At 65.0% G+C, this 26,978-nt stretch carries 23 protein-coding genes; 16 read left to right on the top strand and 7 right to left on the bottom strand.

The window, feature by feature from the left end:
- Nucleotides 1–42: 42 nt before the first annotated feature.
- From IPF85_RS20780 to IPF85_RS20735, 10 genes are all read left to right on the top strand, one after another.
- Nucleotides 43–1,338, top strand: coding sequence for a hypothetical protein (locus IPF85_RS20780; RefSeq protein WP_343409976.1), 1,296 nt, complete (start codon nt 43–45; stop codon nt 1,336–1,338).
- Nucleotides 1,338–2,249, top strand: coding sequence for a PD-(D/E)XK nuclease family protein (locus tag IPF85_RS20775; protein WP_343409975.1), 912 nt, complete (start codon nt 1,338–1,340; stop codon nt 2,247–2,249). Before IPF85_RS20780 ends, IPF85_RS20775 begins: the two co-directional genes overlap by 1 nt.
- A gap of 56 nt (nt 2,250–2,305) precedes the next feature.
- Nucleotides 2,306–3,298 carry a beta-ketoacyl-ACP synthase 3 gene (locus IPF85_RS20770; protein WP_343409974.1) on the top strand — a complete coding sequence of 331 codons (993 nt, stop codon included), beginning with the start codon at nt 2,306–2,308 and terminating at the stop codon, nt 3,296–3,298.
- A gap of 55 nt (nt 3,299–3,353) precedes the next feature.
- Nucleotides 3,354–4,151: an SDR family NAD(P)-dependent oxidoreductase gene (locus IPF85_RS20765; protein ID WP_343409973.1), complete on the top strand. Its 798-nt coding sequence runs from the start codon at nt 3,354–3,356 to the stop codon at nt 4,149–4,151.
- Nucleotides 4,152–4,189: 38 nt separating this feature from the next.
- Complete coding sequence (locus tag IPF85_RS20760) at nt 4,190–5,362, top strand: glycosyltransferase (RefSeq protein ID WP_343409972.1); 1,173 nt, start codon at nt 4,190–4,192, stop codon at nt 5,360–5,362.
- A gap of 50 nt (nt 5,363–5,412) precedes the next feature.
- Nucleotides 5,413–6,576: a glycosyltransferase gene (locus tag IPF85_RS20755; protein ID WP_343409971.1), complete on the top strand. Its 1,164-nt coding sequence runs from the start codon at nt 5,413–5,415 to the stop codon at nt 6,574–6,576.
- 134 nt (nt 6,577–6,710) lie between these two features.
- Entirely contained in the window at nt 6,711–7,424 is a 714-nt protein-coding gene (locus tag IPF85_RS20750) for a haloacid dehalogenase (RefSeq protein ID WP_343409970.1), read from the top strand.
- Nucleotides 7,411–7,665: a hypothetical protein gene (locus IPF85_RS20745; protein ID WP_343409969.1), complete on the top strand. Its 255-nt coding sequence runs from the start codon at nt 7,411–7,413 to the stop codon at nt 7,663–7,665. Before IPF85_RS20750 ends, IPF85_RS20745 begins: the two co-directional genes overlap by 14 nt.
- Entirely contained in the window at nt 7,662–8,453 is a 792-nt protein-coding gene (locus IPF85_RS20740; protein ID WP_343409968.1) for a L,D-transpeptidase, read from the top strand. The genes IPF85_RS20745 and IPF85_RS20740 overlap by 4 nt, the downstream gene beginning before the upstream one ends.
- Before the next feature lie 47 nt (nt 8,454–8,500).
- Nucleotides 8,501–9,058 (top strand): PD-(D/E)XK nuclease family protein, encoded by a 558-nt coding sequence (locus IPF85_RS20735; RefSeq protein ID WP_343409967.1) that lies wholly within the window; start codon nt 8,501–8,503, stop codon nt 9,056–9,058.
- A 13-nt stretch (nt 9,059–9,071) separates the two neighbouring features.
- Here the strand turns inward: IPF85_RS20735 and IPF85_RS20730 are convergent, their stop codons facing one another.
- From IPF85_RS20730 to IPF85_RS20715, 4 genes are all read right to left on the bottom strand, one after another.
- Nucleotides 9,072–9,734 (bottom strand): Crp/Fnr family transcriptional regulator, encoded by a 663-nt coding sequence (locus IPF85_RS20730; RefSeq protein ID WP_343409966.1) that lies wholly within the window; start codon nt 9,732–9,734, stop codon nt 9,072–9,074.
- A gap of 273 nt (nt 9,735–10,007) precedes the next feature.
- Nucleotides 10,008–10,226, bottom strand: coding sequence for a hypothetical protein (locus tag IPF85_RS20725; protein WP_343409965.1), 219 nt, complete (start codon nt 10,224–10,226; stop codon nt 10,008–10,010).
- 214 nt (nt 10,227–10,440) lie between these two features.
- The gene (locus IPF85_RS20720) at nt 10,441–11,421 is read right to left on the bottom strand and encodes a B12-binding domain-containing protein (protein ID WP_343409964.1); all 981 of its coding nucleotides are present in this window, start codon (nt 11,419–11,421) and stop codon (nt 10,441–10,443) included.
- Between the two features lie 159 nt (nt 11,422–11,580).
- Nucleotides 11,581–15,075, bottom strand: coding sequence for a S41 family peptidase (locus IPF85_RS20715; protein ID WP_343409963.1), 3,495 nt, complete (start codon nt 15,073–15,075; stop codon nt 11,581–11,583).
- Between the two features lie 271 nt (nt 15,076–15,346).
- Between IPF85_RS20715 and IPF85_RS20710 the strand changes: the two genes are divergently transcribed.
- From IPF85_RS20710 to IPF85_RS20695, 4 genes are all read left to right on the top strand, one after another.
- Nucleotides 15,347–16,720, top strand: a complete 1,374-nt coding sequence (locus IPF85_RS20710) for a PQQ-dependent sugar dehydrogenase (RefSeq protein WP_343409962.1) — start codon at nt 15,347–15,349, stop codon at nt 16,718–16,720.
- A 98-nt stretch (nt 16,721–16,818) separates the two neighbouring features.
- Nucleotides 16,819–17,574 carry an ABC transporter ATP-binding protein gene (locus IPF85_RS20705; protein ID WP_343409961.1) on the top strand — a complete coding sequence of 252 codons (756 nt, stop codon included), beginning with the start codon at nt 16,819–16,821 and terminating at the stop codon, nt 17,572–17,574.
- A 26-nt stretch (nt 17,575–17,600) separates the two neighbouring features.
- Nucleotides 17,601–20,192, top strand: coding sequence for an FtsX-like permease family protein (locus tag IPF85_RS20700; protein ID WP_343409960.1), 2,592 nt, complete (start codon nt 17,601–17,603; stop codon nt 20,190–20,192).
- 95 nt (nt 20,193–20,287) lie between these two features.
- A complete protein-coding gene (locus IPF85_RS20695; RefSeq protein ID WP_343409959.1) occupies nt 20,288–21,298 on the top strand; it encodes an enoyl-CoA hydratase/isomerase family protein in 1,011 nt (336 codons plus the stop codon).
- Between the two features lie 64 nt (nt 21,299–21,362).
- On the opposite strand, the gene IPF85_RS20690 is transcribed toward IPF85_RS20695, so the two are convergent.
- The 3 genes from IPF85_RS20690 to IPF85_RS20680 are packed head-to-tail and all read right to left on the bottom strand — an operon-like array spanning nt 21,363 to nt 25,558.
- Nucleotides 21,363–21,779 (bottom strand): hypothetical protein, encoded by a 417-nt coding sequence (locus IPF85_RS20690; protein ID WP_343409958.1) that lies wholly within the window; start codon nt 21,777–21,779, stop codon nt 21,363–21,365.
- A gap of 9 nt (nt 21,780–21,788) precedes the next feature.
- Nucleotides 21,789–23,456 (bottom strand): hypothetical protein, encoded by a 1,668-nt coding sequence (locus tag IPF85_RS20685; RefSeq protein WP_343409957.1) that lies wholly within the window; start codon nt 23,454–23,456, stop codon nt 21,789–21,791.
- 11 nt (nt 23,457–23,467) lie between these two features.
- On the bottom strand, nt 23,468–25,558 hold the full coding sequence (locus IPF85_RS20680) for an O-antigen ligase family protein (RefSeq protein ID WP_343409956.1): 2,091 nt from the start codon (nt 25,556–25,558) through the stop codon (nt 23,468–23,470).
- 392 nt (nt 25,559–25,950) lie between these two features.
- Here IPF85_RS20680 and IPF85_RS20675 point away from each other — a divergent pair, with 392 nt between their 5' ends.
- Complete coding sequence (locus IPF85_RS20675) at nt 25,951–26,202, top strand: hypothetical protein (protein ID WP_343409955.1); 252 nt, start codon at nt 25,951–25,953, stop codon at nt 26,200–26,202.
- Between the two features lie 97 nt (nt 26,203–26,299).
- The coding region (locus tag IPF85_RS20670) for a hypothetical protein (protein WP_343409954.1) at nt 26,300–26,978 on the top strand (679 nt) is incomplete at its 3' end.

Here is a 26,978-nt window from a genome sequence, read left to right as displayed (position 1 = left end):
CGCGGTTTGCGGCGCCCATCGTAGTCGTGCTACAATGCGCCCATGCGTGACCGAACGATTCTCTTCCAGCCTACGCTTGCTCTGTTCCTGCTGCTGTTGGTCGGCCTGCTCCTGCTCATCAGTCCTGACCGCCAGCCCATTCCCCGCGCCCTGGCGGCCGCGCCGCAGGCCACCGTGGTCAATATGGAGGTCAGCGCGTTTCTGGACGACACCGCTGTCAAGGTGGACTCCACGCCGGCCAACCTGAACAGCGACATCCTGCAGCGTTTCGGGCGCAGCGTCGTCAACTATGTGGACGGCTGGCGTTTTCAGAACGTAGCCATCCCGCCGGGCGTAATCATCGTCAGCGCCACCCTCTCCCTCAACCCGGCCCTGTGGCAGACCGGCATCCCCATCCCGGTTTCCCTGGTGGGTGAAGCCAGCGATGATGCGGCCGATTTCGACCATGCGCAGACCCTGGCGCACCTGCGCCCGCGCACCAACGCGCATGTGGACTGGGCGCTGGTCTACACGCCGACGACCACGTTCATGTCGCCAGACCTCGCGCCGGTGCTGCAGGAGATCATCTCCCGCCCCGGCTGGGGCAGCGGCCAGGCTCTGGTGCTGCTGGCGGTCAGCTCCGGTAACAACAGCGCCTATCTCGATCTCTTCACCTTCGATTTTCGGCCGGACCAGGCCGCGCGCCTGTCGGTCGCTTACCGGTCGGCCGTGGGCACCGACACCCCCACCCCCACCATCACCCCGACCCCGACGCGCACGCCGACGCCCACGCGTACCCCGACGCGCACCCCCACCGCCACCCCGCGTCCACCGACTGTGACGCCCACGCCCACTGCGACCATCACCCCCACGGCTACCCCCACCGCCACGCCATCGGCCACCGCGACACCCACCGCGACGCCGGGCCTTGATCTTTCGCTGGCAACCCCCATCGAGTGCTGGCAGCAGGTGAGCGACGCCAACCTGGGCGCGGCCAGCCAGATCAGCCAGTATGCCTGCCGCCCGGACTGGTTGGAGAGCGGACCGGAGCGCGTCTACGCCTTGTCCCTCGATGCGGGCGAGCCGCTGCAGCTCGAACTGACCTACCCTCCACAAGGCCCTGACCTGGACATCTTTCTCCTGTCGGGCGCACTGCCCTCCATGTGTCAGGCGTACGGGGATCGTTTTCTCAGCCACACGGCCAACAGCGCCGGCCTCTACTACCTGGTGGTGGATGGCTACCAGGGTGCAATTGGCAGCTTCGAACTCAACGTAGCCTGCCCTGCTCGCCCCACTCCCACACCTGTCGCGACGCCCACCCCTGGCGTGCGTGGCTTCCTCCCCTGGGTGATGCGCTGATGGCCGCGATCCCTGACACCCGCCCCCTCGCCCTCACCGCTCCACCCGCGCCGGTTCGTCGCCAGCCAACCGTGGCCGCACTCAGCTTCAGCCAGGGCAGCCTGCAGGACTACACCGAATGTCCGCGGCGTTTTCAACTGCGCTTCCTGCTCAATCAACCCTGGCCCGCGCTGGAATCGCAGCCGCTGCTCGACTTCGAACACCATCAGGCGTTGGGGCAGCTTTTTCACCGCCTCATCCAGCGCCACATCAGCGGAGTTGCGGCTGAGCGCATCGGCGCCAGCATTCAGGATTTCGATCTGCGCCGCTGGTGGCAAGCCTACCTGGCCTCACCGCCGCCCGGCCTGCCCACGCCTTCGACGGCCGGCGCCCAGCCCGGTTGGAACATCAGCGCCGAAGAGGTGCTTTCCACGGTGATCAGCGGCCAGCGCCTGGCCGCGCGCTACGACTTGCTGGCTATCCAGGAAAATGGACAGGCCTTTATCGTGGACTGGAAGACCAGCCGCCGGCCGGCCACGCGGGTGCAGTTGGCACAGCGCATGCAGAGCTGGGTCTATCCCTTTGTCCTGGTGGAAGCCGGCGCCGACCTCGGCCTGGGAGCGATTGCGCCTGAACAGGTGCGCATGGTCTACTGGTTTGCCAACGATCCTCAGCGCCCGCAAACCCTGGCCTACAGCGCGCGCCAGCACGAGGCCCATCGGCGCTACCTCAGCGCGCTGATCGAGGAGATCAGCAGCCGTCATGACGTCACCTGGCCCCTCACGCCAGACGAAGCACGCTGCCGGTTTTGCACCTACCGCTCGTTGTGTGACCGCGGGGTGGAAGCGGGCGATTGGGCGACCTTCGATGATGACCGCGAGGCTGACCTGACCTTCAGTCTGGATGATGTGGCAGAGATGGCTTTCGCGTAAATAGAATTGCTCGCTTTGTGAAAGTTGGCAACTCTCGATCTTTTCAGGATCTACCGATGAAACTACCCGTCAGAATCGCCGGGCTGGGATGGTACTTGCCGGCGCGGCGCGTCACCAGCGCCGAACTCGAGGCCCAACTCAACATCCCCAGCGGTTGGGTCGAGCGCACCACCGGGGTGCGTGAGCGCCGTTACGCCACTGCTGAAACCTCCGTCAGCATGGGCGTGGCCGCGGCGCGCATGGCGTTGGACCGCGCCGGCCTGGCGCCCGCCGACCTGGACGCCATAATCGGAGCCTCCAGCGCGCCGCAGCAAGCCATTCCCTGCACCGCCGCGCTCATCCAGCGTGAGTTGGGCGCGCCCGACGGCGCCAGCGCGTGCTTCGATGTCAACGCCACCTGCCTGAGCTTTCTCGTCGCGCTGCAAGCGGCCGCGCACCTGGTTGCGGGCGGCCTCTATCGGCGCGTCCTGATCGTCAGCAGCGAACTAGCCTCGCGCTCGCTCAACCCCCTGGAATGGGAGAGCGCCGTCCTCTTTGGCGATGCGGCCGCAGCCGCCATCATCACGCCGGCCGCGCCGCAGGAGAGCAGCGCGATCTGGCACAGCCAGGTGGTCACCTACAGCAGCGGCGCCGATCTGACCTGCCTGCTGGGCGGCGGCACTCTGCATCACCCCAATGACCCCCAGACCACCCCGGTGATGAACATGTTTCACATGGACGGGCCGGCCGTTTTCAAGAAAGCCACGCGGCTGATCGGCCCCTTCCTGGAGAACTTCTTTACCCAGCTCGCCTGGACGAAATCGCAGGTCAACCTGGTGGTGCCGCACCAGGCCAGCCGTCATGGCGTCGAGCTGTTGACCGCACGCCTCGGTTTTCAGCCGGAGCAAGTCTTTCTCAACCTGCCCGAACGCGGCAACTGCATCTCTGCCTCCATCCCCCTGGCGCTCGGCGAAGCCCACGACGCGGGCCGCGTGCAGCGTGGGGATCGCGTCGTCCTGGTCGGCAGCGGCGCCGGGCTGACCTTCGGCGCGCTGGCGCTGACCTTTTAGGGTTGGGGGCCGCCTGAGCATCCCCGGGCAATCTCAAGAACGAAAGGTAAGCCTCATGCCCTATGCCCTTGTCACCGGCGGCGGCGCCGGCATTGGCCGCGGCATCGCCCAGGCCCTGGCGCGGCGCGGTGTAAACGTGGCGCTGTGCGGCCGCCGGCCACAGCCCTTGCAGCACGTGGCCGCTGAAATCGAAGCCCTGGGCGTCGCCGCCCTGGTTGCGCCGGCTGACCTGAGCGATCCGGCGCAGCGCGCGGCTCTCCTGGCCAGTGTGCGCGCCGCCTGGGGGCCACTGGACATCCTGGTCAACAACGCGGGTTTGCTGGCCGGCGGCGCATTGCACGCACAGCCCGCTTCTCAAGTGGCGCAAGCCATCGCCATCAACCTGCTGGCGCCCATCGAGCTGACGCGCCTGGCCTGGGCGGATCTACAGGCGCAACGCGGGCGCTTGATTTTCATCGGCAGCAGTATGAGCTTTGTCCCGCAGCCGTTCGCCGCGCTCTACGCGGCCGGCAAGATGGGCCTGCGCGGCTTCGCAGAGGCGCTGCGCTACGAGGCGGAGCCGGCCGGGGTGCAAATCCTCATGGCTTACCCGCCTGGCGTACGCACGGCCATGACCGCCGGCATGGCGGCCGCGTCGGGCGTGCCGGGCTTTCACCTGGATGCGCCAGAGGCGGCCGGCGAGCGCATCGTGCAGGCGCTTTACAAAGGACAGCGCGAGGTGACCTGGGGCGTGGGAGAGCAGGCGCTGCGCCGGCTCTTTGCCCTCGCGCCGGGGCTGGTGCGCCGCGGCCTGCATACGCAGCGCCACCGCTGGCAGCGCATGATGAGCGCCCGCCCGCCGCAGGACGCATGATCGTGGGCGATCAGAGAAAGTATCAGAGGAAGTATCAGATGATGTGGGTTGATCGCCTGGCGCGGCTTTTGCTGCTCTTGTATGCGGCGGAGCGCGGCTTGAAGGCGCTGGCGCTGTGGGACTTCTTCCGGCGGCCCGCGCCGGTGCGCGGCACGGCCGCCTGGCCCGCCGTTACCCTGCTGCAGCCGGTGACGCAGGGGGCCAGCAATCTGGCGGCGGTGTTGGCGGCCCGCGCTCGCTTGCACTACGACGGCCGCGTGCAGTTACTCTTGATCTGCGATCGTGAGGATGCGGAGTCACAGGCTGTTTGCCGGGCGCACCTGGCCGAATTCCCAGGGCTGGACGCGCAGATCATCCTGGCCGCGCCCGACACGGCCGCCGGTGTGGCGCTGAAGGTGACCAAGCTGTTGGCCGGCCTGACTCACGCCACCGGCGCTGTCTTGTGCTTTGTGGATGATGACGTGCTGCTGCCGCCTGACGCGCTGCAGACCCTGCTCCCCTATCTCGATCAACCCGGCGTGGGCGCCGTCTTCGGGCTGGCCTGCTACACCGACTGGAGCAATCATGGGTCGGCCCTGATGAGCGCGTTCGTCAATGCCAATGCGCTGCCCAGCTATGTGCCGTTGACCTACCTGAGCGATCCGTACACCATCACCGGTCACTGCTTTGCCCTGCGCCGTGAGATTTTTGCCGCGGCCGGCGGCCTGGACGGCCTGGGTCTGCACGTCGGCGATGACCACATGCTGGCCTGGCGCCTGCAAGGCATCGGCCTGCGCTGCGTGCAAACGCCGCTCATCTACCGGATCGAGAATCACTTTGCCACGCGCCGGGCCTACGCCGGGCAGATGAAGCGCTGGTTCATCTTCCCGCGCCAGAATCTGCTGCCCTTGCTGACCCCACGTCAGCGCCTGGTTTCGCTGCTCGCATCAGTGGGCAATCTGATCCCCGGGCTGCTGGCGCTGCTCGCCCTGCTGACACGGCGCCGGTCAGCGGCGCTGGCGAGCGGCATCAGCCTGGGGCTGTTCGCCGCGCTGATGGCCTGGATTGACCGGCGCTTCTACCGCGCGGCCACGCCCTGGCGTCACTGGCCCTATCTGCTGCTGACCGCGCTGATCGCGCCGTTCCAGGTGCTGGGCGCTCTCCTGGCCGATGACCAGGTGGAGTGGCGCGGGCAGCGTTGGCGCATCCAGCGCGGCGGCGCGGCCAGGTAGGGGCACGAGGGCATTTCCTGTAATCTCAAAAACGAAAGGTAAAACCCCTCGTGCTCCTACTTCTTCTGATCCTGGATCGGCTGTGGAAACACGTGGCCGTGGTGTACTTCTTCGGCCGGCCGCGGCCGCGGTTGACGCGGCCGCCGGCGCTGGTCAGCATTCTACAGCCGATCCTGAGCGGGGACCCCACCCTGGCCGCATGCCTGGCGGCCAACCTGCAGGCGCGCAGTTGCCTGGCGCGCGAGTTCATCTGGCTGCTGGATGACACGGACACCGCGGGGCAGGCCATCTGTCAATCGCTGCAAGCGCGCTTTCCGGGGCAGACCGTGCGCCTGCTGCTGCTCCCGCGGCCGGCGCAGGGTCAAAATCCCAAGATCGTCAAGCTGATCCAGGGCCTGGCCGCGGCCCGCGGGGAGGTGGTCTGCGTGCTCGATGATGACACGATGCTGCCGGACGACGGGCTGGAGCAGTGCTTGCCTTTTCTCGATCAGCCGGGGGTGGGCCTGGTCTTTGGCCTGCCCTACCAGGTCCATTTTGACAATCTGTGGTCGCGCCTGATTGCCATCTTCGTCAACAGCAACAGCCTGCTGACCTACATCCCCTACACCACCCTGAGCGCGCCCTTCACCATCAACGGCATGTTCTACGCCCTGCGGCGCCCGTTGCTCGAGGCACTGGGCGGCTTCGATGGGCTGGAGACGTGGCTGGCGGACGATTTTGCCGTGGCGCAGCGCGTGGTTGCGTCCGGTCACCGCCTGGTGCAAACCCCGCTCCGTCATGCCATCAGCATCCACGTCACCGACGCGCGTCACTACCTGGGCCTGATGCAACGCTGGTTCATCTTCCCGCGTGAATCGCTCCTGCGCCATCTGCGCCCGCGGCAGGTGGCGATTCTCTGCGGCGTCGCGCTGGTCCCGGCCGTGGCGCCGCTGCTCGCGGTGGCCTGGCTGTTTGCGCAACCCACGGCGCTCAACCTGGGCCTGGTGCTGGCCTACTTTCTGCTGTGCCTGCTGAGCTTTGCCCACCTCAACGGCTGTTACCTGTTTACGGCCACTCCCTGGCGGCACCTCTGGCTGGTGATCGTACTGCAACTGATCTTCCCTCTGCAACTGCTGGTGGCCTTGCTCTCGCCACAGCGCATCCGCTGGCGCGGACACGTCATACAGGTGGAGCGGGGCGGCGGCTTTCGCTTCGTGCGCCGGCGCGAGGAGTGAATTTGGCTCACCCTCCGGGGACGCCTCGTTCCGTTCGTTTGCACGAGACCCCTAATCCGACTATAATCAGGCGGCGCATTGCCGACACAGGGCAACCGCAACGATCTGCGGATGACCCCAGGGGACATTCTGTCATGTTGATTGAAACGATTGCGGCCATCGAGGCCGAACTGACTCTGAAAAACGACGCGCGCTATCTGACGCTGCGCCGCTCGCGCGAGCTGATTCGCTACTGCGCGCACGCGATCCGCGCCGCGCACCGCCATGAATTCGACGAGGCGCAGCGTCTGCTGCAAACTGCGCAGGCGGCCGCCGCGGAAATGGTAACCGATCTGGCCGTGCATCAGGACCTGTACTACGCGGGCTACACGCAGGACGCGCTCAAAGAGGTGACTGAAGCGTTCCTGGTGGTGGCGTTCGTCACTGCGGCGCCGCTGCCCACTCCCCTGGACTTGCACGTGGTTGGCGCCACCTACCTGCGCGGCCTGGCTGAGGCCACCACGGAGCTGCGCCGCTTTGCGCTTGACCTGGTGCGTCGCGGGGAGGTGGCCGAGGCCGAGCGCTATCTCGACATCATGGATGATGTCTACTCGCACCTCATCGCGCTCGATTATCCCGATGCGATTACCGGCGGCCTGCGCCGTCACACCGACACGGTGCGCGGCGTGTTGGAACGCACGCGCGGCGACCTGACCGTGGCCGTGCGTCAAGACCAGATGCGCGCCGCCCTGCACAGTTTCGAGCAGCGCCTGGGCGTCAACAACCTGGCGACCGCGTTCAGCGACGTGGATTTTGGCGCAGATGGCGAAGGTCAGCCGGAAGGTGATGAGTCGCATGAGCCAGGATAGGCTGATCCGCGCCAGTGACATCGGTCAATATGTCTTTTGCCAGCGCGCCTGGTGGCTGGCGCGTGTCCTGGATGTCCCTTCCACGAACGTGGGGGAGATGAACGCTGGCACGCGGGTGCATCGCCAGCATGGCCGGCGCGTGATCTGGGCCGCCCGCGCACGTCAGGTTGGCATCATCTTGCTGGTCGCGGCCCTACTCGCATTTCTCGCATTTCTCTTTACCCTGACACGAGGATCATGAACGAAACTGACATGGTGACGTCCGCGCCGCCACGCCGGCGCCGCACACTCAAAATGGGTTTGTGGCTCCTGCTGGTGGCCGTGACCCTGCTCGGCGCGTTGGCGGTGAACGCCGGCGTCAGTGGGCCTGGCGCGCAAGAACCGGGGCTGCTGATGGCCCTGTTGGGTCGCGCCACGTCCCTGCCGCCCACTCCCACCAAGACCCCGACCGTCGCGCCAGAATTTACCGCGACGCCCACGCCGCCCACACCTCTGCCCACCGACACCCCCCTGCCGACCGCAACGCCGACAGCGGCGCCCGTGACGACTGCGGCCGCGGCGCCTGGCGTCACGGATGAACTGGCGACCCTGGTGCGCAGTTATGGTTATGACCCGGGGGGTCGTTTCATCGTGGTTGACCAGGATTTGCAGCAGATGATCGTCGCGGAACGGGGCGCGATCCGCCTGTTCCCGGTCAGTACAGGCGACCCTGAAAAACAGACGCGCACACCGGCCTGGAACGGCTACGTGGGCGTGTACTGGGGCACTTTCTCATCGTTTGGGGTGTTTGCGGACGAAGGCTGGTTCCTCTTCCGCAGCAACGGCTCGATCCTGATCCACGGTGCGCCCTATGTGCGCGACAACCAGGGCAACAAAGTCTATCAACAGATCGAATCCATCGGCACCTACCCGGCCTCGCGTGGCTGCATCCGGCTGAAGCCCGAGGACAGCGCCTGGTTCAGCACGTGGCAACCGGAGGGCGTGCCGGCGATCATCTTGCCGTTCGGCGGCGGCGGCCTGCAACTGTGACCGCGGCGCCGGCCGTGACGCGGCGCAGAGGTTCTTGAGGTTCTACGGTGCTTCTTCTCCTGATTGCTTTTCTGGTGGCTCTGCTTGCAGGCTGGTGGCTGTTGCGCCTGGGCAACCAAGTGCGGGCTGCCAGCGGTTTGCCCAGCGGCGAGGTGGTTTACAGCGACACGGGGGCCTGGCAGCGCCAGGAGCGTCCGCTCATCAGCCGTCAGTTCGGCCTGGTGGGTAAGCCGGATTACCTGGTGGCGGCTGGCGCGGCACCGGTCCCGGTTGAGGTCAAGTCCGGGCGCCGGCCGGCGCAGCCCTATCCGGGACATATTCTACAATTGGCGGCCTACTGCCTGTTGGTCGAAGAGACCTGGCACGTTGCGCCCGCTTTTGGCCTGTTGCACTATGCCGGTCGGCCTGGCGCGGGGCAGGGGGCAAGCGGCGACCCGGTGACGCTGCGCATTCCGTATACGCCGGCGCTCAAAGCTCAACTCCTGGAAATCTTGAGCGCCATGCGCGCTGACCGTCAGTCTGTCAACGTCGCGCGCTCACATGAAGAAGCCGTGCGTTGTCAACACTGCGGCCTGGCCCACGCCTGTGATGAAAAACTGACCTGAGAACCCCATCATGTTAGTAGGTGTTAGCGGCCAGTTCCAGCGCGGGCACATCCAGCAGGCGGATGCGGCGGTAGCCCAGATCCACCCAGCCCTCGCGCTTGAAGGTGCGCAGGATCGCGCTGACCGTTTCGCGATAAGTACCCAGACGGTCGGCCAGGGCTTGGTGACTGGTACCGGTGATGGTGTCATTCTTGTCGGCCAGTTCCAGCAGCAGCGCGGCCAGGCGCTCCGGCAGCTTCTTGTAAGCCACATCCTCCAGGTGTGATTCCACCTGCATCAGGCGCTTGCCGAAGGTTTGCAGCAGGCCCCAACCCAAAATGGGGTAGCGCACGGTCATGATGCGGGCATCCGCACGTGGCAACACCCAGATCGTGCAATCGCTCATGGCCTCGGCAAAGGCTGCAGGCGCCGCGCCGTCAATCAGGGCGCCTTCACCAAAGATGGCGCCTGCTTCGAGGGTAGCCAACACCAAGCGGCGCCCTTCAGAATTGGTACACACCAATTGGGCACGGCCGTCCATCAGGATATGCAGTTTCTGGTCCAAATCGCGTGGCGTCGCGATGACGTCATGGCGACGATAGTTGGCGATGGTGATGACCTGACCAAATGCCGGATCTTCATCAGGTAGGTGCGCCAGCACTTGTGCCAGGGATGGCTGTTTTGCATTCTTAATCATGATGACACAATGTCTCCCCTATGTTCCCGCCGCCAAGAGCACTATGGCCGATCGTGTTTTGCGCGAATGGCGTGTGGCCATTTGTAGTCCTAAATACATCTCTCGGTCTCATTATACACCAACCCGCGCAAATCGGCGCACTGACCTCATGCGTAAATGTGAGTGTCTTACCCTGTAGTACGCATGTTACGGCTATTTGGGCCATCGTTGGGCGACCTCTCATCAAGTCTTAATGTGAACGTAGCTTCTATCGGTTGCCGCGGGCGCCGCAGGTTACATTGCCGGCACAGCGTCAATCATCATCAGGTCGTCATATTGCCACATTTCCAACAGTTCTGTGGCAGGCAGAAAGATCAACCCACCGTCCGGGTGACGGATGAGCAGACCGTTGGGCACCATCCAGGCTGGCATACCGGGGCGATCCAGGCGCTTGTTATCGGGTGTTGACCACGGTGCGTTGTCGAGCAGAATCTGAATGATCAGGTCGCGCATGGCGATCTTTTGTCCCTTTCCCGAACAGCCGCGAAGGCTGTTGCCATGTTTGCTGAAGTATGGCGCTGACTGTGCTGTGCAAAATCACCCACCATTCCTAAATGGCGACGAGTAGAATCATGGAAAGTGACGGGCGTGCCGGGCATCTCTCCAGGGCCAGGTGTAGGGGCGCACCCTTGCGGTCGCCCACGCGGGCAGGCGCAAGGCCATGCCCCTACCCCGGATTGGCCGCGGGTGGGTTCAGTAGTGCCTGCACGCGGTGGATGGCGCTGGCTGCAGTTTCACCCAAAAAGGAGCCATGCACGCGTGCGCGCAGGCTGACGTTTCGATTGAATGCCCGGCCACCGAAACCAAATAGCGGTCGCGGCGAGGGCAGAGTCGCCACCACCTGTGACACCTGCACCAGCGCCGCGGCCGTTTCGTCGGTGGTCGCAGACATGATGACCATGGCCGGATGCAGTCGCTCCAATTCGGCCACCAGGTTTTCCAGCGGCACATTCTGGCCCAGGTAGATCACGCGGTAGCCCTGGCGGCGCAGGAAGAAGGCCAGCAGCACCAGGGCGACTTCGTGCCAGTCGCCGGGCGCGCAACCCAGGATAAGCATTGGCCCAGCCTCATGCACCGCCGTCACATTGACCATGGATTCGAGCTTGCGCCGCACGTAGTGAGACGCAAAGTGTTCGCTCACCACGCTCACTTCGCCGCGATGCCAGCGGTCGCCGATCTCCACCAAGGCCGGTGCGATGACAAGCTCGCAGGCCGATTCGACGCCGTGCAAGGCGAACGCTTCGCTCAGGATGTGGTCGGCGTGATTCTCATCGAAGGCGAGCAGCGCCCGGATCAACTGATGGCACAGATCAATCTGCGCGGAAGGTTCGGCATCAACCTGCGGCGCGGGCATGACCGCGGGCGCCGCAGTGCCGTTGCTCGCTCCCCGGTGCATCTGCAGCACAGCTACCGCCTGACTGATCGAGAGGCCTTCATCCTTCACCCGCCGTTTGAGCCAGTGCAGCGCGGCCATGTCACGCTCTGAGTATAGCCGGTAGCCGCTTTCACTACGCTGCGGCTCGCACACCTCGTATCGTCGCTCCCACGCGCGCAGCGTGGCAGCCGTCAAACCGGTGGCCTGCTCAACCGCTTTGATGTTGTACAACGGGTGATTCTGGTAATCCTCTGCCCGAAAAATTTCAGTCATGTTACACCTCATCCACGCGTCTGTATAGACAAATCATAGACATCAGTATAACACAGATTGGACACAACGTAAAATCTTTGTCTAACGTTGTCAGGGCACAAAAAACCGGGCTTCGACAAAAAAGCCCGGTTTTGCGATCAACGGCGTGCGATGGTGCGATCAGGGTATGGTGAGGGGTGAGAGTATGGGCAGCGGCAGCTTGGGTCGCTTGCCAAAATCAGGCATCGTGGGTGGATGGTCACTCAGGGTCTGCATGATTTCCTGCAGCGCGCGCGCCAACTGCGGGTCATGTCCCTCCAGATAGTCTTGCGGGCGTATTTCTACTTCGATATCGGGATTGGTGCCATAATTCTCGACGCCCCATTCCACATCTTCGAACCAGAAGGAGAATTCAGGCTGCGTGGTGATGCCGCCATCTACCAGGGAGTCGCGGTAGGTCAGGCCGATGACCCCGCCCCAGGTGCGCTTACCGACCAGGGGGCCGAGTTTCATCAGTTTGAAGGCGTGGCAGAACATGTCACCGTCGGACCCGGCTTGCTCGTTGGCAATCGCGACCATTGGCCCCATGACCGACTCGCGGGGGTAGGGCACCGGTGTGCCCCAACGAGACACATCATAACCCAAGCGCCGGCGCGCCAGTTTTTCCAGGATCAACTGCGAGACATGGCCGCCGCCGTTGAAGCGCACATCCACAATCAGGCCTGGGCGGTCTATCTCGGCCAGGTAGCCGCGGTGAAATTCGGCATAGCCACGGGCGCCCATGTCGGGAATGTGTACATAACCGACGCGGCCCTCCGTGGCTTCATGCACGCGGCGCCGATTGGTTTCCACCCATTCCCGGTAGCGCGCGCGAAATTCGGAGTGCAGCGTCTTGATTGAGAACATGGTTGGGGTCTCCGCGCCCTGGCGCTCGAAGGTCAGGAAGACTTCGTTGCCTGCCTGGTAAACCAGCATCTCGCCCAGTGGATTCTCGCGTCCCACCTTGCGGCCATTGACGGCCACAAGCCGATTTCCCACCTTGAGATTGATGCCCAGGCGCTGCAAGGGCGCGCTGTTGGCGTGATCCCAAACATCACCGTTGACGATATGCATCAGCTCGTAATTGTCAGCCGTGTCATCGTAACGGAAATCGGCGCCCAGGAAGCCCTGGTCGTAGGACGGCTCTGGTGGGTAGTCGCCGCCGTACTCATAGGCGTGCGAAGTGCCCAACTCGCCCTGCATTTCCCACATCAGGTCCGAGAACTCGCTGCGCGTGGCCACGCGTTGCAGGAGGGGCAGATAGCGTGCATAGACCGCATGCCAATCCACGCCAGACATATCCTCGGTCCAGAAATGATCGCGCTGCAGGCGCCACGCCTCGCGGTACATCTGCTCCCACTCGGCGTGCGGCTCCACCGACAGGCGAACGCGATCCAGATCGAGCCAGCCGCCGCGTCGGGTAGTGCCACCGGAGTTGCCTTCGGGCTTGTCCCCGGCCTTCAGGACGCGTAGGTGATTGCCCGCCCGGTAGATCATGGTCTTGCCGTCGTGTGAGATCTCGAAATCGCTGACGCCGTCCACCAGGACCTCCTGCCGCTGATCTTCCAGATCGTACACCTCCAGGCGTCCCTTGGCCGCGGGGGCGGTGCTATAGCCGGCGCCGTTGCCCAGAGTGCCTTCCGCCGGATAGGAGGAGAAGAGAATTTTACCGCTGATGCCGCGCACCCGGTGGTAACGCCCCGTGGGCACTGGCAGGGCGATCACGCGCTCACTGATACCTTCCAGGTCAATCTGCACACGCAGCGGCGGTTCTTCACCTTCGGTCTCGGTCTTCGGTGCAGTCTTGGCCTCCGGTGCAGTCTTGACCTCCGGTGCGGTCGCATCAGCCTCAGCGGTTGCAGGGTCGGCTGGTGCAGTCTCGCCGTCAGCCGGAGGGGCGGTCGGCGGCGCTGGCGCAGTCTCGCCGTCAGCCGGGGGGGCGGCCGGCGGCGCTGGCGCAGCCTCGCCGTCAGCCGGGGGGGCGGCCGGCGGCGCTGGCGCAGCCTCGCCGTCAGCCGGGGGGGCGGCCGGCGGCGCTGGGCGCGGCTCCGGCGCGGCCGGCCGGCTGGCCTTTTCGCCCGGCGCCCGCGGTAGCGGGATGAACGGCGAAGGCAGTCCGGCTTGCAGCGTGATCAAGTAGGGCTTCATCCCCCAGGTGAAGTTGAGATCGAAGTGTAGATTGTCGTACACCGGATCGAATTCCCGGTAGGAGAGAAAATAGAGATAACGGCCGTCAGGGTCGAACGCGGGACCGACATCGCGCAGCACAGGTTTGGTGGCCGCCCAGGTCTCGCCGGTTTCCAGCAGGGCCAGTTTGATAATGGAGGTTTGCTGCGTATCGGAAAAGCTATAGGCCAGCCAGCGCGCATCCGGCGACCAGGCCAGGCCTCGAATGGGGCGTTGGCGACTACGATCTAAGACGCGCATCGTGCGCGTATCGAGGTCAACCACGATCAGCTCGTTGCGATGATTGCTCAGGGCCACCATGTTCTTTTGCGGCGAGGTCGCAAGTCTCAAGGGGCGCCCGATGTCCATGCCTTCCAGGCGCGCTTCGGCAATGCCGGCCTTGTCGCCCTTGTAGATTTCCAGGGCATCCTCACCGTTGGCGTCGCTGACCACCACCAGCCACTCACCATCGGCCAGCCAGGCTGCCAGGCGATAACGCACGCCGTTGGCTTGCCCATATTGAAAGACAGCGCCTTCCCAGTTGGCCATGGCGAAGGGTTTGCCGCGTGTCGTAAGGGCCACGGCCCAGCCTTTGGGGTGGATGTCGTAGTCCTGCAAGTACTCCGCTGCATCCACGAACTTGCGATTGCGCTGCGCGCGTGAACTATGGAAAACGATCGGAATCGGCTGAGTCTGGTCCGTGGCGGGGTCAAAGACGTACAGCTCGGACCCAGCATGGTAGACGATGCGCTGTCCATCGGTGGCCGGATGGCGCACATAGTAGTCGCCGTGATGCGTGTGCCGCCGCACGTCCGCGCCGCTCGGCAGGCACGAGTAGAGGTTGCCGATGCCTTCGTGATCGGACACGAAGTAGATGCGCTCGCCCACCCAGAGCGGCAAGGCGACATTGCCCTGCACTTGTAGCAGGCGCCGCCAATCGCCCTGACCGGTTGGGTCAATCCACAGATCGCCGATCAAGCCCCCGCGGTAGCGCTTCCAGCGCGCCAGGTCCGTGGCGTTACGGCCAATGACCATGCCCCCGGTCGGGCCATAGGAGATGCTCAGGGCGGGGCCGGTGGGCAGGCGTTGCGGTTCCCCGCCCTCGCGTGCCACCGCGTAGAGGAAGGAAAAGTGGGCAAAGGGTTGCCCGGTATCACTGGCAAAGATGACCGCGTCGCCAGTGGGCGTCCAGCCGACGACGCGCGTATTGGCGCCCAGGTAGGTCAGGCGGCGGGCCGGGCCGCCCGTGGCCGGCATCACGTAAACTTCGGGATGGCCCTCATCGCGACCGATGAACGCGACCCAGGCGCCATCGGGTGACAGCGCGGGTGTCGCCACCTGACCCGGGTTGGATGTGAGGCGCCGCGCCGTTCCTCCGGCAACGGGCACCATCCACAGATCATCTTCGCAAACAAAAACCACCGTCTCGCGGTGCAGCGTGGGGAAGCGATAGTACCCGGCATTGGTCATGACAAACCTTTCAGGGCAGAATAAGCTCAGGATAAATTGGACCGGGAGCAGAGAGACAAACAGCGGCCGACAGCCGATCACAATCCGGGAGTACGACATCGGCTATCATACCATGTTTTGGCAAGACGTAAAAACCGTCTCTCTCCTCGTCTACATGACTGATTTCATTATTTTCATTATCGCGGCGCGTCATGCTATACTGCAACGCCTTGCGCCTGCCCGCGTGGGCGGCCGCAAGGGTGCGCCCCTACTTGCAGCTCTGGAGATGAGAATGAGTCGTCAACTGAAAACCGCTTGCTTGGCGGCATGGTTTCTCAGTCTGTTGCTCGCACCGTTGTTACCGGCCCATGCCGAGCCTCTGCCCCCGGATGTGACCATTGAAACCTATGGCGCCTGGCCCACCGGCTATCCGACGGCGATGGTGTGGGCGCCGGACGGGCGCCTGTTTGTGAACACCAAAGAAGGTTGGGTGTACCAGATGGCTGTGGGCGGCGGCGCGGCCACCGTCTGGCTCGATCTGTCGGGCGTGGTGCTCTCGGCGGTGGAGCATGGCCTGGTCGGAATTGTGTTCGATCCTCTGTACGCCACGCAACCGTATGTCTACCTCTACTACTCCGTGGAAAACGAGGGCGTCATCAGCAATCGCCTGGTGCGTTTTACCGAAGCCAACGGCGCGGCGACCGCGCCGTTGGTCTTGCTCGACGTGCCCCGCACCGGCTCTGACTTGAACTGTGCCTGGCACCACGGCGGCAACCTGCACTTCGGCCCCGACGGCTATTTATACGTCACCATCGGCGATTACGGCTGCAATGGCGGTCACAGCCAGAATTTGGCTACGCCCAAGGGCAAGATGCTGCGTCTGGACGTGCGCCCGCCTTTTCTGGCCGAACCCAACGCCGCACGCCCCGCCCCCAACCCGTTGTGTGACGCAGCCCAGGCGGCCGGCCCCGTTGACCGCCGCGTGTGGGCCTGCGGTCTGCGTAACAGTTGGGATTTCACCTTCGATAGCGTGACCAACTTCGCGTTTGCCACCGAAAACGGTCCCGGTTGCAACGACGAGATCAACTGGATCCTGGCTGGACACAACTATGGCTGGCCCTACAGCGCGACCAGCTATTTCGACTGTGTGGCGCTGCCGCGGCCCTACGAGGAGCCGATCTACGTCCATCCGGACCCGATCGGCATCGTGGGCATCACACTGTTCAACAGCACGACCATTCCCGCCTGGCGCCATCACCTGATTTGGTGCGCCAACCGTGATTACGCCATGTACCATGCCCCATTTGCCTCGGCCCGCTTCGACGCGCTGGCGCCGGGCAGCGCCGTGGTGGTGGATGGCGTTACCTGCCCAACCGACCTGAGCGTTGGCCCGGACGGGCGCCTGTACTATCTCGAGTTCGGCGCCGTCAGTGTTCTCAGCAACCAGGGATGTCTTTTGCCGTGGGATTTTGATCAAAACCAAGTGGTGGATGTGTTCGATGTGCAGCAGGCGGCCGACCTGTGGGGCAACACGTGGCCGGACAGCGGCTACAGCATGCACCTGGATAATAACTTCGATGGCGCCAATGATGTGCTGGATGTGCAGGAGACCGCGGTTCACTGGGGCGATGCCTGCGGTGGCGTTGCCCATCCTCTGGAGCAGTAAGACGTTGTGCGCGTGACCGAGCGCCGCGGCGCGGCGTCCAATGACTCAGCCTGCCATCGAAACGCATCACCGCGACAGGCGCATCCTGGAGGTTGCTCATGCCAACGCTGATCCCACCGCTCGCCCAAACCGACAGACACCCGACCGCCGCCGCGCCCGTGACCGCGCCTGTGCCCATCGTGCGCTTGCAGGGGGTGAGCAAGCACTATGAAGAAGCCGGCGAGCGCCATGTCATCCTGCACGATGTCAATTTGGACCTGCGCGCGGGAGAATTCACCGTGCTGTTGGGCAAGTCCGGCTCTGGCAAAAGCACGCTGCTCAACCTCATCAGTGGCATTGACGACCCCAGCGCGGGCACGATCTGGATCAATGACGTGCCTGTCACCCGGCTGCCCGAACGCCAGCGCACCCTGTTCCGACGCCAGCATGTCGGCTTCGTCTTCCAGTTCTTCAACCTCATACCCACGCTGACCGTGCAGGAGAACATCCTGTTGACGTTGGAGCTGAACAACTGGCCGGCCGCCCAGGCGCTGGCACGCGTGCGCGATCTGATGGCACGCGTGGGCCTGGCCAACCGCGCCCACACCTACCCCGATCGCCTCTCTGGCGGGGAGCAGCAGCGCGTGGCCATTGCCCGCGCCCTGGCCGCCAATCCAACCCTCATTCTGGCCGATGAGCCGACCGGCAACCTGGACGAGGACACCGGCCGCAGCGTGCTGGCCCTGCTGCTGGAACTGACGCGCCAGACCGGTCGCACCCTCATCATGGCAACCCATTCAATGGAAGTGGCCGGCCAGGCCAATCACGTCTTTCGCATCGTCCACGGGCAGGTGATAGAGAAGAGTGAGAAGTGAGAAGTGAGGGAAGTGAGGGGTGAGAAGTGAGGAATGTTTTCGTAGAAAATCGCCAGCGCTCTCTCGTTCGGGTCAGCCTGCGCCACATCGCGCGTCGGCGCTGGCAGAGTGCGCTCTTCATCGTGGGGGTCGCCCTGGGAGTCGCCATGATGGTGGCGATTGACCTGGCCAACGGCAGCGCCGGCCGCGCCTTTCGCCTTTCCACCGACACCGTGGCCGGCAAGGCCACCCATCAAGTGCTGGGCGGGCCGACCGGCCTGGACGAGGCCGTCTATCGCCAACTGCGCGTGGAGTTGGGTCAACGCGACAGCGCGCCCATCGTCGAAGGCTACGTGATCGTGCCCACGCTCGATAGCCAGCCCTTGCGTCTGCTCGGTGTAGACCCCTTTGCCGAGGCGCCCTTTCGCACCTACTTGACCACCAACGCCCAACGCGTGCCGCTCGACAGCCTGACCGCGCTCCTCACCCGTCCCAACACCGTGCTGCTATCGGAAAGCCTGGCCGAAAGCTATCGCCTGCGCAGTGGGGATACCCTCGACCTGCGCATCGGCGCGCAGATCAAGCCGGTGCAGATCGTGGGCCTGATTCGCCCCAGCGACGACATCAGCCGCCGCGCCCTCGCTGGCCTGATTCTGACCGACATTGCCACCGCGCAGGAACTGCTGGACATGCGCGGGCGCCTGAGTCACATTGACCTGATCGTCCCGGCCACTGACGCGGCCCAATTGGATCGCCTGCGCGTCATGCTGCCGCCCGGCGTGTCCATCGAACCGGCCGCCGCCCGCGCCAATGCGATCGAGCAGATGACCTCCGCGTTCGAGCTGAACCTGACCGCACTCAGCCTGCTGGCCCTGGTCGTCGGCATGTTCCTGATCTACAACACCGTCTCATTTTCGGTCATTCAGCGGCGACCGGTGCTGGGCACCCTGCGCGCCCTGGGCGTCACCCGCGGGGAAATCTTCGCCATCGTCCTCATCGAAGCGCTGGCATTGGGCCTCATCGGCACCCTGCTCGGCCTGGGGTTGGGCGTGATCCTCGGCCGCGCCGCCGTGGCCCTGGTCACGCAGACGATCAACGATCTCTATTTCGTCGTCAACGTGCGCACGGTTGATGTGCCGCTCCTCAGCCTGCTCAAGGGCCTGGTGATCGGCCTGGCCGCCGCGCTGCTGGCCGCGGCCGGGCCGGCCCTGGAGGCCACCAGCGTACCGCCGGTCAGCGCCTTTCGACGCTCCGTCATCGAGAGCAAAATCCGGCGCTCCCTGCCCTGGCTGACCCTGGCCGGGCTGGGGCTGGCGACGGTCAGTGTGCTGCTCCTCTGGCTGCCGCAGGATTCGCTCGTGCTCAATTTCGCCGGTCTCTTCTTGATGGTGCTGGCCTTTGCGCTGCTCACGCCCGGCGTGACCCTGGTGCTGATGGCGCTGGTGACGCCGCTCTCCAGTCGCCTGTTTGGCTACCTGGGACGCCTGGCGCCGCGCACGGTTGCGCGCTCGCTCAGCCGCACCTCGGTGGCCATCGCCGCGTTGATGGTCTCCGTCTCGGTCATCATCGGCGTCAGCCTCATGATTTCCAGCTTTCGCAGCACGGTCGAGGACTGGTTGGGCGCCACCTTGCAGGCCGACATCTTCGTCTCCCCGCCCACACTGACCGCCACGCGGGTGACAACCGCGCTGCCCGCGGGCCTGGCAGCCGCGTTGGCGCAAGAGCCAGACCTGCGCCGCGTGGAGACCGCGCGCAGTGTCACCGTCAGCTCGCCCGACCTGGGTCAGGTGGCGGTGGTGGCCGTCTCAGGCGACATCTCCGATGGTCAGCGGCGCTACCTGTGGTCGTCCGGAGCCAATGCGGCCGAGCTGTGGCGGCAGGTGCGAGAGGGCGCGGTCATCGTCTCGGAGCCATTCATCAACCTGCGCGGGCTGCCCAACCAGGGGCGCGGCGCCACCCTGCGCCTGCTGAGCGATCAGGGGCTGCACGAGTTTCCCGTTGCGGCCGTCTACTACGACTACGCGGCCGGCGCCGGCACGGTCATCATGGATGACGCCGTCTATCGCCGCCTGTGGAAGGATACCGCAGTCAACTCAGTGGCGCTCTACGTACAGCCGGGGCGTTCGGTGGATGCCGTGGTGCAGACACTGCGCGCCCGCTTTGCCGATCAGGAAGCACTGGTCATTAATCCCAATGCCGCCCTGCGCCGCGCCGTGCTTGAGGTGTTCGACCGCGCCTTCGCCATCACGGTTGCGCTGCAACTGCTGGCGACGGTGGTCGCTTTTGTTGGCGTGCTGAGCGCGCTCCTCTCCCTGCAACTGGAACGCACGCGCGAGCTGGGTATTCTGCGCGCCAGCGGCTTGACGCGGCGCCAGCTCTGGGGCCTGACCCTGTTGGAGACCGGGCTGATGGGCGGCACCGCGGGCTTGCTGGCCTTGCCGGCCGGCCTGGCATTGGCCCTGGTGCTTATTTATGTCATCAACCTGCGCTCGTTTGGCTGGACACTGCAGCTACAGCTCAGCCCCGCCACATTCGTGCAGGCGTTTGGCGTCGCGCTGCTGGCCGCGCTGCTGGCGGGCATCTACCCAGCCTGGCGTCAGGCCAACATGGTCACCGCCGACGCGCTGCGGGGAGAATAGAGGAACGAGGAATAGCGCCAAGTGCAAAACGCTGGGAGAGGAACGCTGAGCGCCCTCTGCACTTTGCAACACTTATTTCCGGGGGGAGAATCACCATGCGCACATTCGTGGGTCAAGTTCCGAGTCATTTCGATTTCAAGGCCATTCAGTACAGCAAGCGCGACTACGTGGCCTGGGTCGCGTTCAACCGGCCGCAGGTTCTGAACGCCATCAACCTGGCGATGCTGCTGGAACTGCAGATCGCGTTCAAGGACGCGCTGTGGGATGATGCCGTTGCCGTGGTAGTGCTGACCGGCGTGGGCGAGCGCGCCTTCTGCAGCGGGGCCGATCTACAGGAGCAGAAGCAGTTTCGTGAACGCCCGCGCGATTATTACAAATGGATGCGTGAGTTCATCGCCACCCATGAACTGATGCGCAACCTGGGCAAGCCGATCGTGGCTCGACTCAATGGCATCGTGGTGGGCGGCGGCAACGAGTTCAACCTCAGTTGTGACCTGGCGATCGCGGCCGACGACATCTACCTGCGCCAGGTGGGCACCAGCCGCGGCTCCGTCGCCCTGGCCGGCGCCACGCAGTTCCTGCCCCTGATGGTGGGCGAGCGCCGCGCCCGTGAAATCCTCTTCCTGAACGAGGAGATTCCGGCGGCCAAAGCGCTGCAATGGGGCCTGGTCAACGAAGTGGTGCCGCGGGAGGAGTTGGACGCGGCCGTCGAGCGCCTGTGCGTGAAACTGGTCAACAAATTCCCGGAAGGGACACGCTACACTAAGCAGCAGCTCAACTTCTGGCGCGACCTTTCCTGGCACCTGACCATCGGTCATGGCGCGGACTGGCTGGCGATTCACAACAGCTCGCCGGAGACGATCGAGGGGATGAGCGCCTTCGACGAAAAACGCCAGCCAGACTACGCCCAACTACGCGCCGCCTGGGCCAACGACGAGGCGCCGGAGTTCTACTGGGGCCCGCCGCTGCGCACCTGCCAGACCTGCGGCGCAGACCACATCCCCAGCCAGTTCACCTTCTGCGGCGCGTGCGGCGCGATCCTGAACCGCGCCGATCACGACGAAACTGCAGGCGAACCGGGAGTCCCGAACTTGTTCGGGAAGTGACCAGCCAATACGGCGTCTTCACTCCGGGAGTGTGATACTGTAGACCACGTCCAGGTGCTGGCTGCTAGCACACCTCTCCCCAATGGGCCGTCACTTGCTGAATGTCCACGACATCCACATCCCCGTCGCCATCGCGATCGGCGTAACCAGGCGCGGGGATGTCACCCCAGGCACTGGCGACGGCCTGAATGTCGTCCATGTCAACGACGCCATTGTCGTTGACATCACCCGCCACGGCGCAGCGCCAATAGCCGCTGCTCACGACGTAGCTGGCGCTGCTGGCGGCCGGCGGGCTGGCCGCACCCTGGCCGGCCGTGCTGTTGACCCGATAACTCGCCGAGCTGATCGGCGCACCACCCCCACCTATCACGTGCCAGGTCAGGTCGTAGGTGGTCGAGGTTTGGGCTTGACCCATCAGCGCAGAGCTGCCCACGACGAGCAGCACAAGGACCAGGACCACCATCGAACGTTGAGTCGTCATGATCTCCTCCTACTGCAACGTGACGTAAGCCGCCACCAGTTTTTGACCCGCGGCCAGGGGCGCCAGGGCCTTGGCGAAGACCGTGCCTGGGATGGCGAGCTGCACTCCATCCACCGTGACCCGCGCCGCGCGCGCGGCGTGGCCGGCCAGGCTGCTGCTGGCTAACAGATCCCCGACCTGAATCGGGGTCGCGGCCGCGTTCGCTTTGACCAGGCACGGGCCGCGCACGACGATCAACAGATAGTCCCCGGGCGCAACCGGCCCCGGCCCCGTAGGCGGAATCGGTTCGGCCCGACCGGTCGCCCCTGTCGGATCCACCGCGGCCGGGTCCGCCAGCCAGGCCGCCGCGTACGTGGAATAGACCACGCCGATCACGGCCGTGCTGTTGGCCTCGCTGGCTTTGGCCACGCGCAGCAGCGGCACGCCGTCCACCGGCGAATCCCCCAGGCCGGCGATGGCGACGACATCTCCCTGCTCAAGGGAGCCTTGATCGCCGTTCTGTACGACCTGCATGGCCGCGCCAAAGGAGTGGATGTTCAGCGAGTAGAGGTTGTCATAGGTGTACAGCCCGTAGTTGTTGTCGGCGCGGGCCGTCATGCTGGCCAAACCATTGCCATTCGCGCTGTAGCCCCACGTGCCATTCCCACTGCTCGAGCTCAGACCGGAGGCGCCCGCTCCTGTGCCCTGGGTCTCGCCGAAACTGCCCAGCCCAGAACTGGCGCCGCTCTGATAACCGTGGACCCCATAGGCGCCGGCGCCGGCCAAGCCATAGACGCCGGCATCAGCGCCCGTGCTGCCGCCCGTGCGGCCATAGACGCCGATGTCGTTGGTACTATACCCATACACGCCGGCGTCGTTCGTGCTCACGCCATGCAATCCCTGGCCGTCAACGCTCTCCCCGCGCACTCCTTCGTGCGTGGTCTCGCCCACGCCATAGACGCCGACGCCGTTGAGGCTGCGGCCGTAGACGCCGGGCGCCTGGGTGTTGTTGTAATAGCGATCGGCCGCGCTGTAGCCGTACACACCGACGCCGTTGTCGCTGGCGAAGTACCCGCCGTATCCACGCGCCTGGCTGGTTCCCGTGTCCCGACCGTACACTGCGTATCCATCCTGGGTGTAGCCATACACCCCCAGGCCGCCGGATGACTCACCGCGCACGGCCGACCCCGTCGCGGCCACGCCGGTCACCGCGCCGGCTTGCGGATAGGCGCCGTCCATGGTGACATTGAGTACCCAGCCTGACCAGGCGGTCGGCTCCCCGCGAATCTGCGCGCCCGGGCGCAGGCTCAACGCGTAAGGCACCGGCGCCAGTTCCTGCCGCGGGGAGAGCCATTCGCCGTTCACGTACAGTCGCAGCCACAAGGCCGTGCCGTTAAAGTCGGTCGGATTAACGCCCAGACCGACGTTGAACAGGCCGCGGACCACAGTGACATTCACCACGCCGCTGTCCCAACGCAGAACCCCCACCGCGGCATCATCGTAGACCTGGAAGCGCATGGGGAAGACCCCATCCAGGGGCAAACCGCTGGGGCTTGTCAGACGTCCCTGGTAGTTGAATTTGCCGGCCACAACCGCTCCTGGGATCAATGGATCGGAAAAGACGACCCCGGCACCACCCAGGCTCGCGGCCAGCAAGACGACGATCAATACGACCATCAACGAAGCGTGCGTTCTCATGAGTTTCCTCCTCAAGGGACCGCCTCGGCGAGCTGTCGCGCACGCGCCCACATCGCCTCGGCGGCCCCCACATTCCCGAGCTGTTCATAACAACGGGCCAGGCCCACATAGGCCCGGCTCAGAGTGGGTAGCCAACGGATTGCCTGGTCATACGCGGCCAGGGCTTCGAATATCTGCGCCTGGGCCAGCCAGGCATCACCCAGGTAGGCGTAGGCCACGCCATCGGTGGCATCCAGATCAATCGCGCGCTGCAGGGTAGTCGTGCCGGCTGCCAACCGCCCTTGCTGCACCAGGATCAGCCCGCGCGCGGTGTGGTAGGCCGCGATCGTGGGCGCGCGTCTGCTGGCCTCCTGGTAGGCCTGCTCAGCGATCGCCAGGCGGCTGGAATCCAGCGCGCCCCAGCGCGCCTCCAGGTCGCCCAGCGCAGCCCAGACGACCGCGTCGTCAGGCGCCAACGCCACGGCCTGCCGCGCGGCAGCCTCGCCCGCGCTCCAGTCGCCTCGCTGCACGGCGACGGCCGCTAATGTCAGGCGGTAGGTTGGCTCGGCCGGATTGAGCCGCACTGCCCGTTCAGCCGCCTCGAGGCGGGCGGTCAGCGGCTGGCGCGACTGCTGCGCCTGCCAGTGAGCCAGATCGGCCAGCACAGGTTGCACGGTTAGGGGAATGGCCAGGGCCAGGGCGATACCGCCCAGCAGGTAGCCCACCGGACCGGTCGCGCGGGCGCCGGGTTGATTACCCTGGCTGACGGGCTTAGCCGTCGCCGGTAGACCACCCGGCCGGCCCAGGGCCGCGGCCAGCGCCAGCATCAGCCAGAAGGTGGCAGCGGTCGCGGTGACGTCGAAGCTCACCTGCAGATCCACCAGGTGCCCGGTCACCGCGGCCAGCAGCGCAGTCCAGGCGGCGGCCGTCCAGCGATCGCACGCCGCGCGCAATGCACGCCAGGCCATGCGGATGAAGGCTGCCAGCACTGCGGTAAAGGCCAGCAGACCCAGCAGCCCCGCGCTCATGCCCAGGTCGAGCCACAGGTTGTGGGCACGGTCCACCACCGTCTGCCGGCCCTGGTAATAGACCAGTTGCGGTGGATAGACCGCGGCAAAGGTCGTGCGCATGGTGTCCGGCCCGTAACCGAGCCAGGGGCGGGCCTGCAGCAGGGGCAAGGTCGCCCGCCAGATGGTCAGGCGGGCCGCGCTCGAGCCGGCGCGGGTATCGCTCAAGCTGGCGAGGCGGTCCAGGCCGGGAAGGTCGGCCAGCGAGCCGAGGGGGCGCTGGGGCAGATTGAGCAGGACGAGCAGGGCGAGGAGCAGGAGTGTTGTTCCGAGGGCCATCGCGGCCAGCCGGCGCTGGCCGGTGTGCCAGGCCCAGGCCAGCGCCAAGGTCAAGAGGGCCGCGGCCAGGCCGATCCACGCGCCGCGCGCCAGCGTCAGCGCGAGGCAGGTCAATTGGCCAAGCAGCAGCAGGGCGAGCAGGCTGCGCCGGCGGTTGATGAGCAGCAGCCCCCCGGTCAAGGGCGCCATCAGGACAAGGTAGGAGCCAAGAAAATTGGCGCGTCCCAGGGTTGAAAGCACAGGCGAGGTCGCGTCGGTCTGCCAGCCCAGGGGATCAACGCCCAGGGCCTGGAGCAGGCCGTAGGCCACGACCGGCGCACTGGTCCACACCAGGGCTTCCCACAGGCGCGCCATCTGCTGGCGGGTGCGCAGGAGCGGTACGGTCAGCAGGAGCAGAGTGGGATAGGCGAGCTGGGTCAGCAGACCCTGCTGGCGCTCGTAAGAACCCCGCAGGCTGACCAGAAGGTTGGTTGACTGGAGCGTGGCGAGCACGAGCGCGAGGCTGAAGGCCACAACGGGCCAGAGCAGAGGGTGGCGCCATCCGGCGCGCCAGCGCAGCCGGCGCTGGCGGTCCGCGATCAGGAATTGTCCCAGGCCCAGGGCCGCCAGGATCAACACGAGGAAGCACAGCAGCGCCGCTTTGGGGAGCTCGAAGGCGTTGCTCGCCCAGGGAACCACGGCCACGGGCACGGCGAACACAACGACAAGGAGGAGAACCTCGGTCACATCCAGGGGAGGTGACCGGGGCAAGAGCCGCATGGGTCTGACTGTGATCATCACATACGACCTCCGGGGACGTGCCGGGGACAGGTCACAGCGCGTTTTTCGCCGCGCATACCGGGCGCCCCGTCTCAGGCACGGTGTCCGCGATCAGCGCGTGAAAGCAGGCCAATAGGCCCACCTCCGTGTGGGGAGAACACGCCTTTGTGGTCCCGCAACATCGGGGCAATCGTACACCATTATCCCCATTGTACAGCAATCGGGGGGTCTATGTCAATGGGTCGGCGCCACGCCCGTGCGGCCCGAATTCATTCGGCGGCTGTAGTCGGCATAGGATGCTTGAGTAGTTACGGGCGGGCGTTGTGTTATAATAGGGTCAGACTTGACGCCCTGAAATACGTTGTATAGAATGCGGCCACTTTGGTGGCTACAAGTATAAGGAGCGATCCATGAGTCGTCACGACACAAAGCACAGTAAGAAGATGCGGGGGATGCTCAATCTGCCGCCTGCCGCGCTGCTTCCCCAACGCCTCAACGCTTTGTGGGGCGATCCGGCCTGGCCACAGGGAGACGACGCGGCTCTGCAAGGTGAACTTGACGCGCTGAGCAAGGGCGTCTCGTCCGTCAATCTGATTGCTACGCTGCTCAAGGCTTACCAGGTCGCGCCAGGCTCAGGCGCAGACACGGCTCGATCATCTTAGCCGGCTCGGCTGCGCAGCCGGGGACATCTGCCGCCGCTGCGTGGGGCAGTCGCGCAAGCTCCCCTGGCCGAAGGCGCCGAGCGCGAGCGGGCGCGGCGTGGCGCTGCAAGCAGTGGGCGAAACTCCCGCCATACAGCCCCAGACACAGGAGCCGGACGCCTTTTTCGATGCCTTTTCATGGCAACCGCTCGCAGGTGGTCATCATCATTTCTGGTATCGCGACATGCAGCGCACCCAGGTTCAGGGGATGAGTTTCTTGCTGGATTACAACCCACCGTGGGACGGCGCGCTCAAAGACATTACCCACTTCCGCGTGAAACTCCGTTCATGGCTTTGCAGAAATACGTGGAGTTCTGGGGAGAGGGACGGGATGCCGATGACGCGTATTGGTCCGGTTGAGGCCAAACGACTCGTCCTGCAAGCGTTGACATGCAACCAGGGCAGCAACATTCGACTGCCGCTTGACCTGATCGCAACCCGCGCCAGTTTTATCCGCTATGTGTTACCTCCCCGACGGCCCCGAAACGCCCCATTCAGCGAAAGTGATTTCGATACGCGCTCGCCCAGACAGGGCAGCGCCCGAAGATCTCGTACTTCGAGCGGACCGTCGCTCGCCGTGTGCGTACAGAAGATGGCCGGGAGATGCGTCATGGGCGTCGGCATGGAAGACGATTGTTGGGCTGGGACTCTCTCCAGGGTGCATTTTCTTGTTCGTGCTTCCGAGTCATTCAGATTGCGCTCGCGCAACCCAGCTAACTTGTCCAACGTAGTAGTTC

This window comes from Candidatus Amarolinea dominans, from assembly GCF_016704685.1.
Classification (GTDB): domain Bacteria; phylum Chloroflexota; class Anaerolineae; order SSC4; family Amarolineaceae; genus Amarolinea; species Amarolinea dominans.
This window is presented reverse-complemented; position numbering and strand designations above follow the sequence as displayed.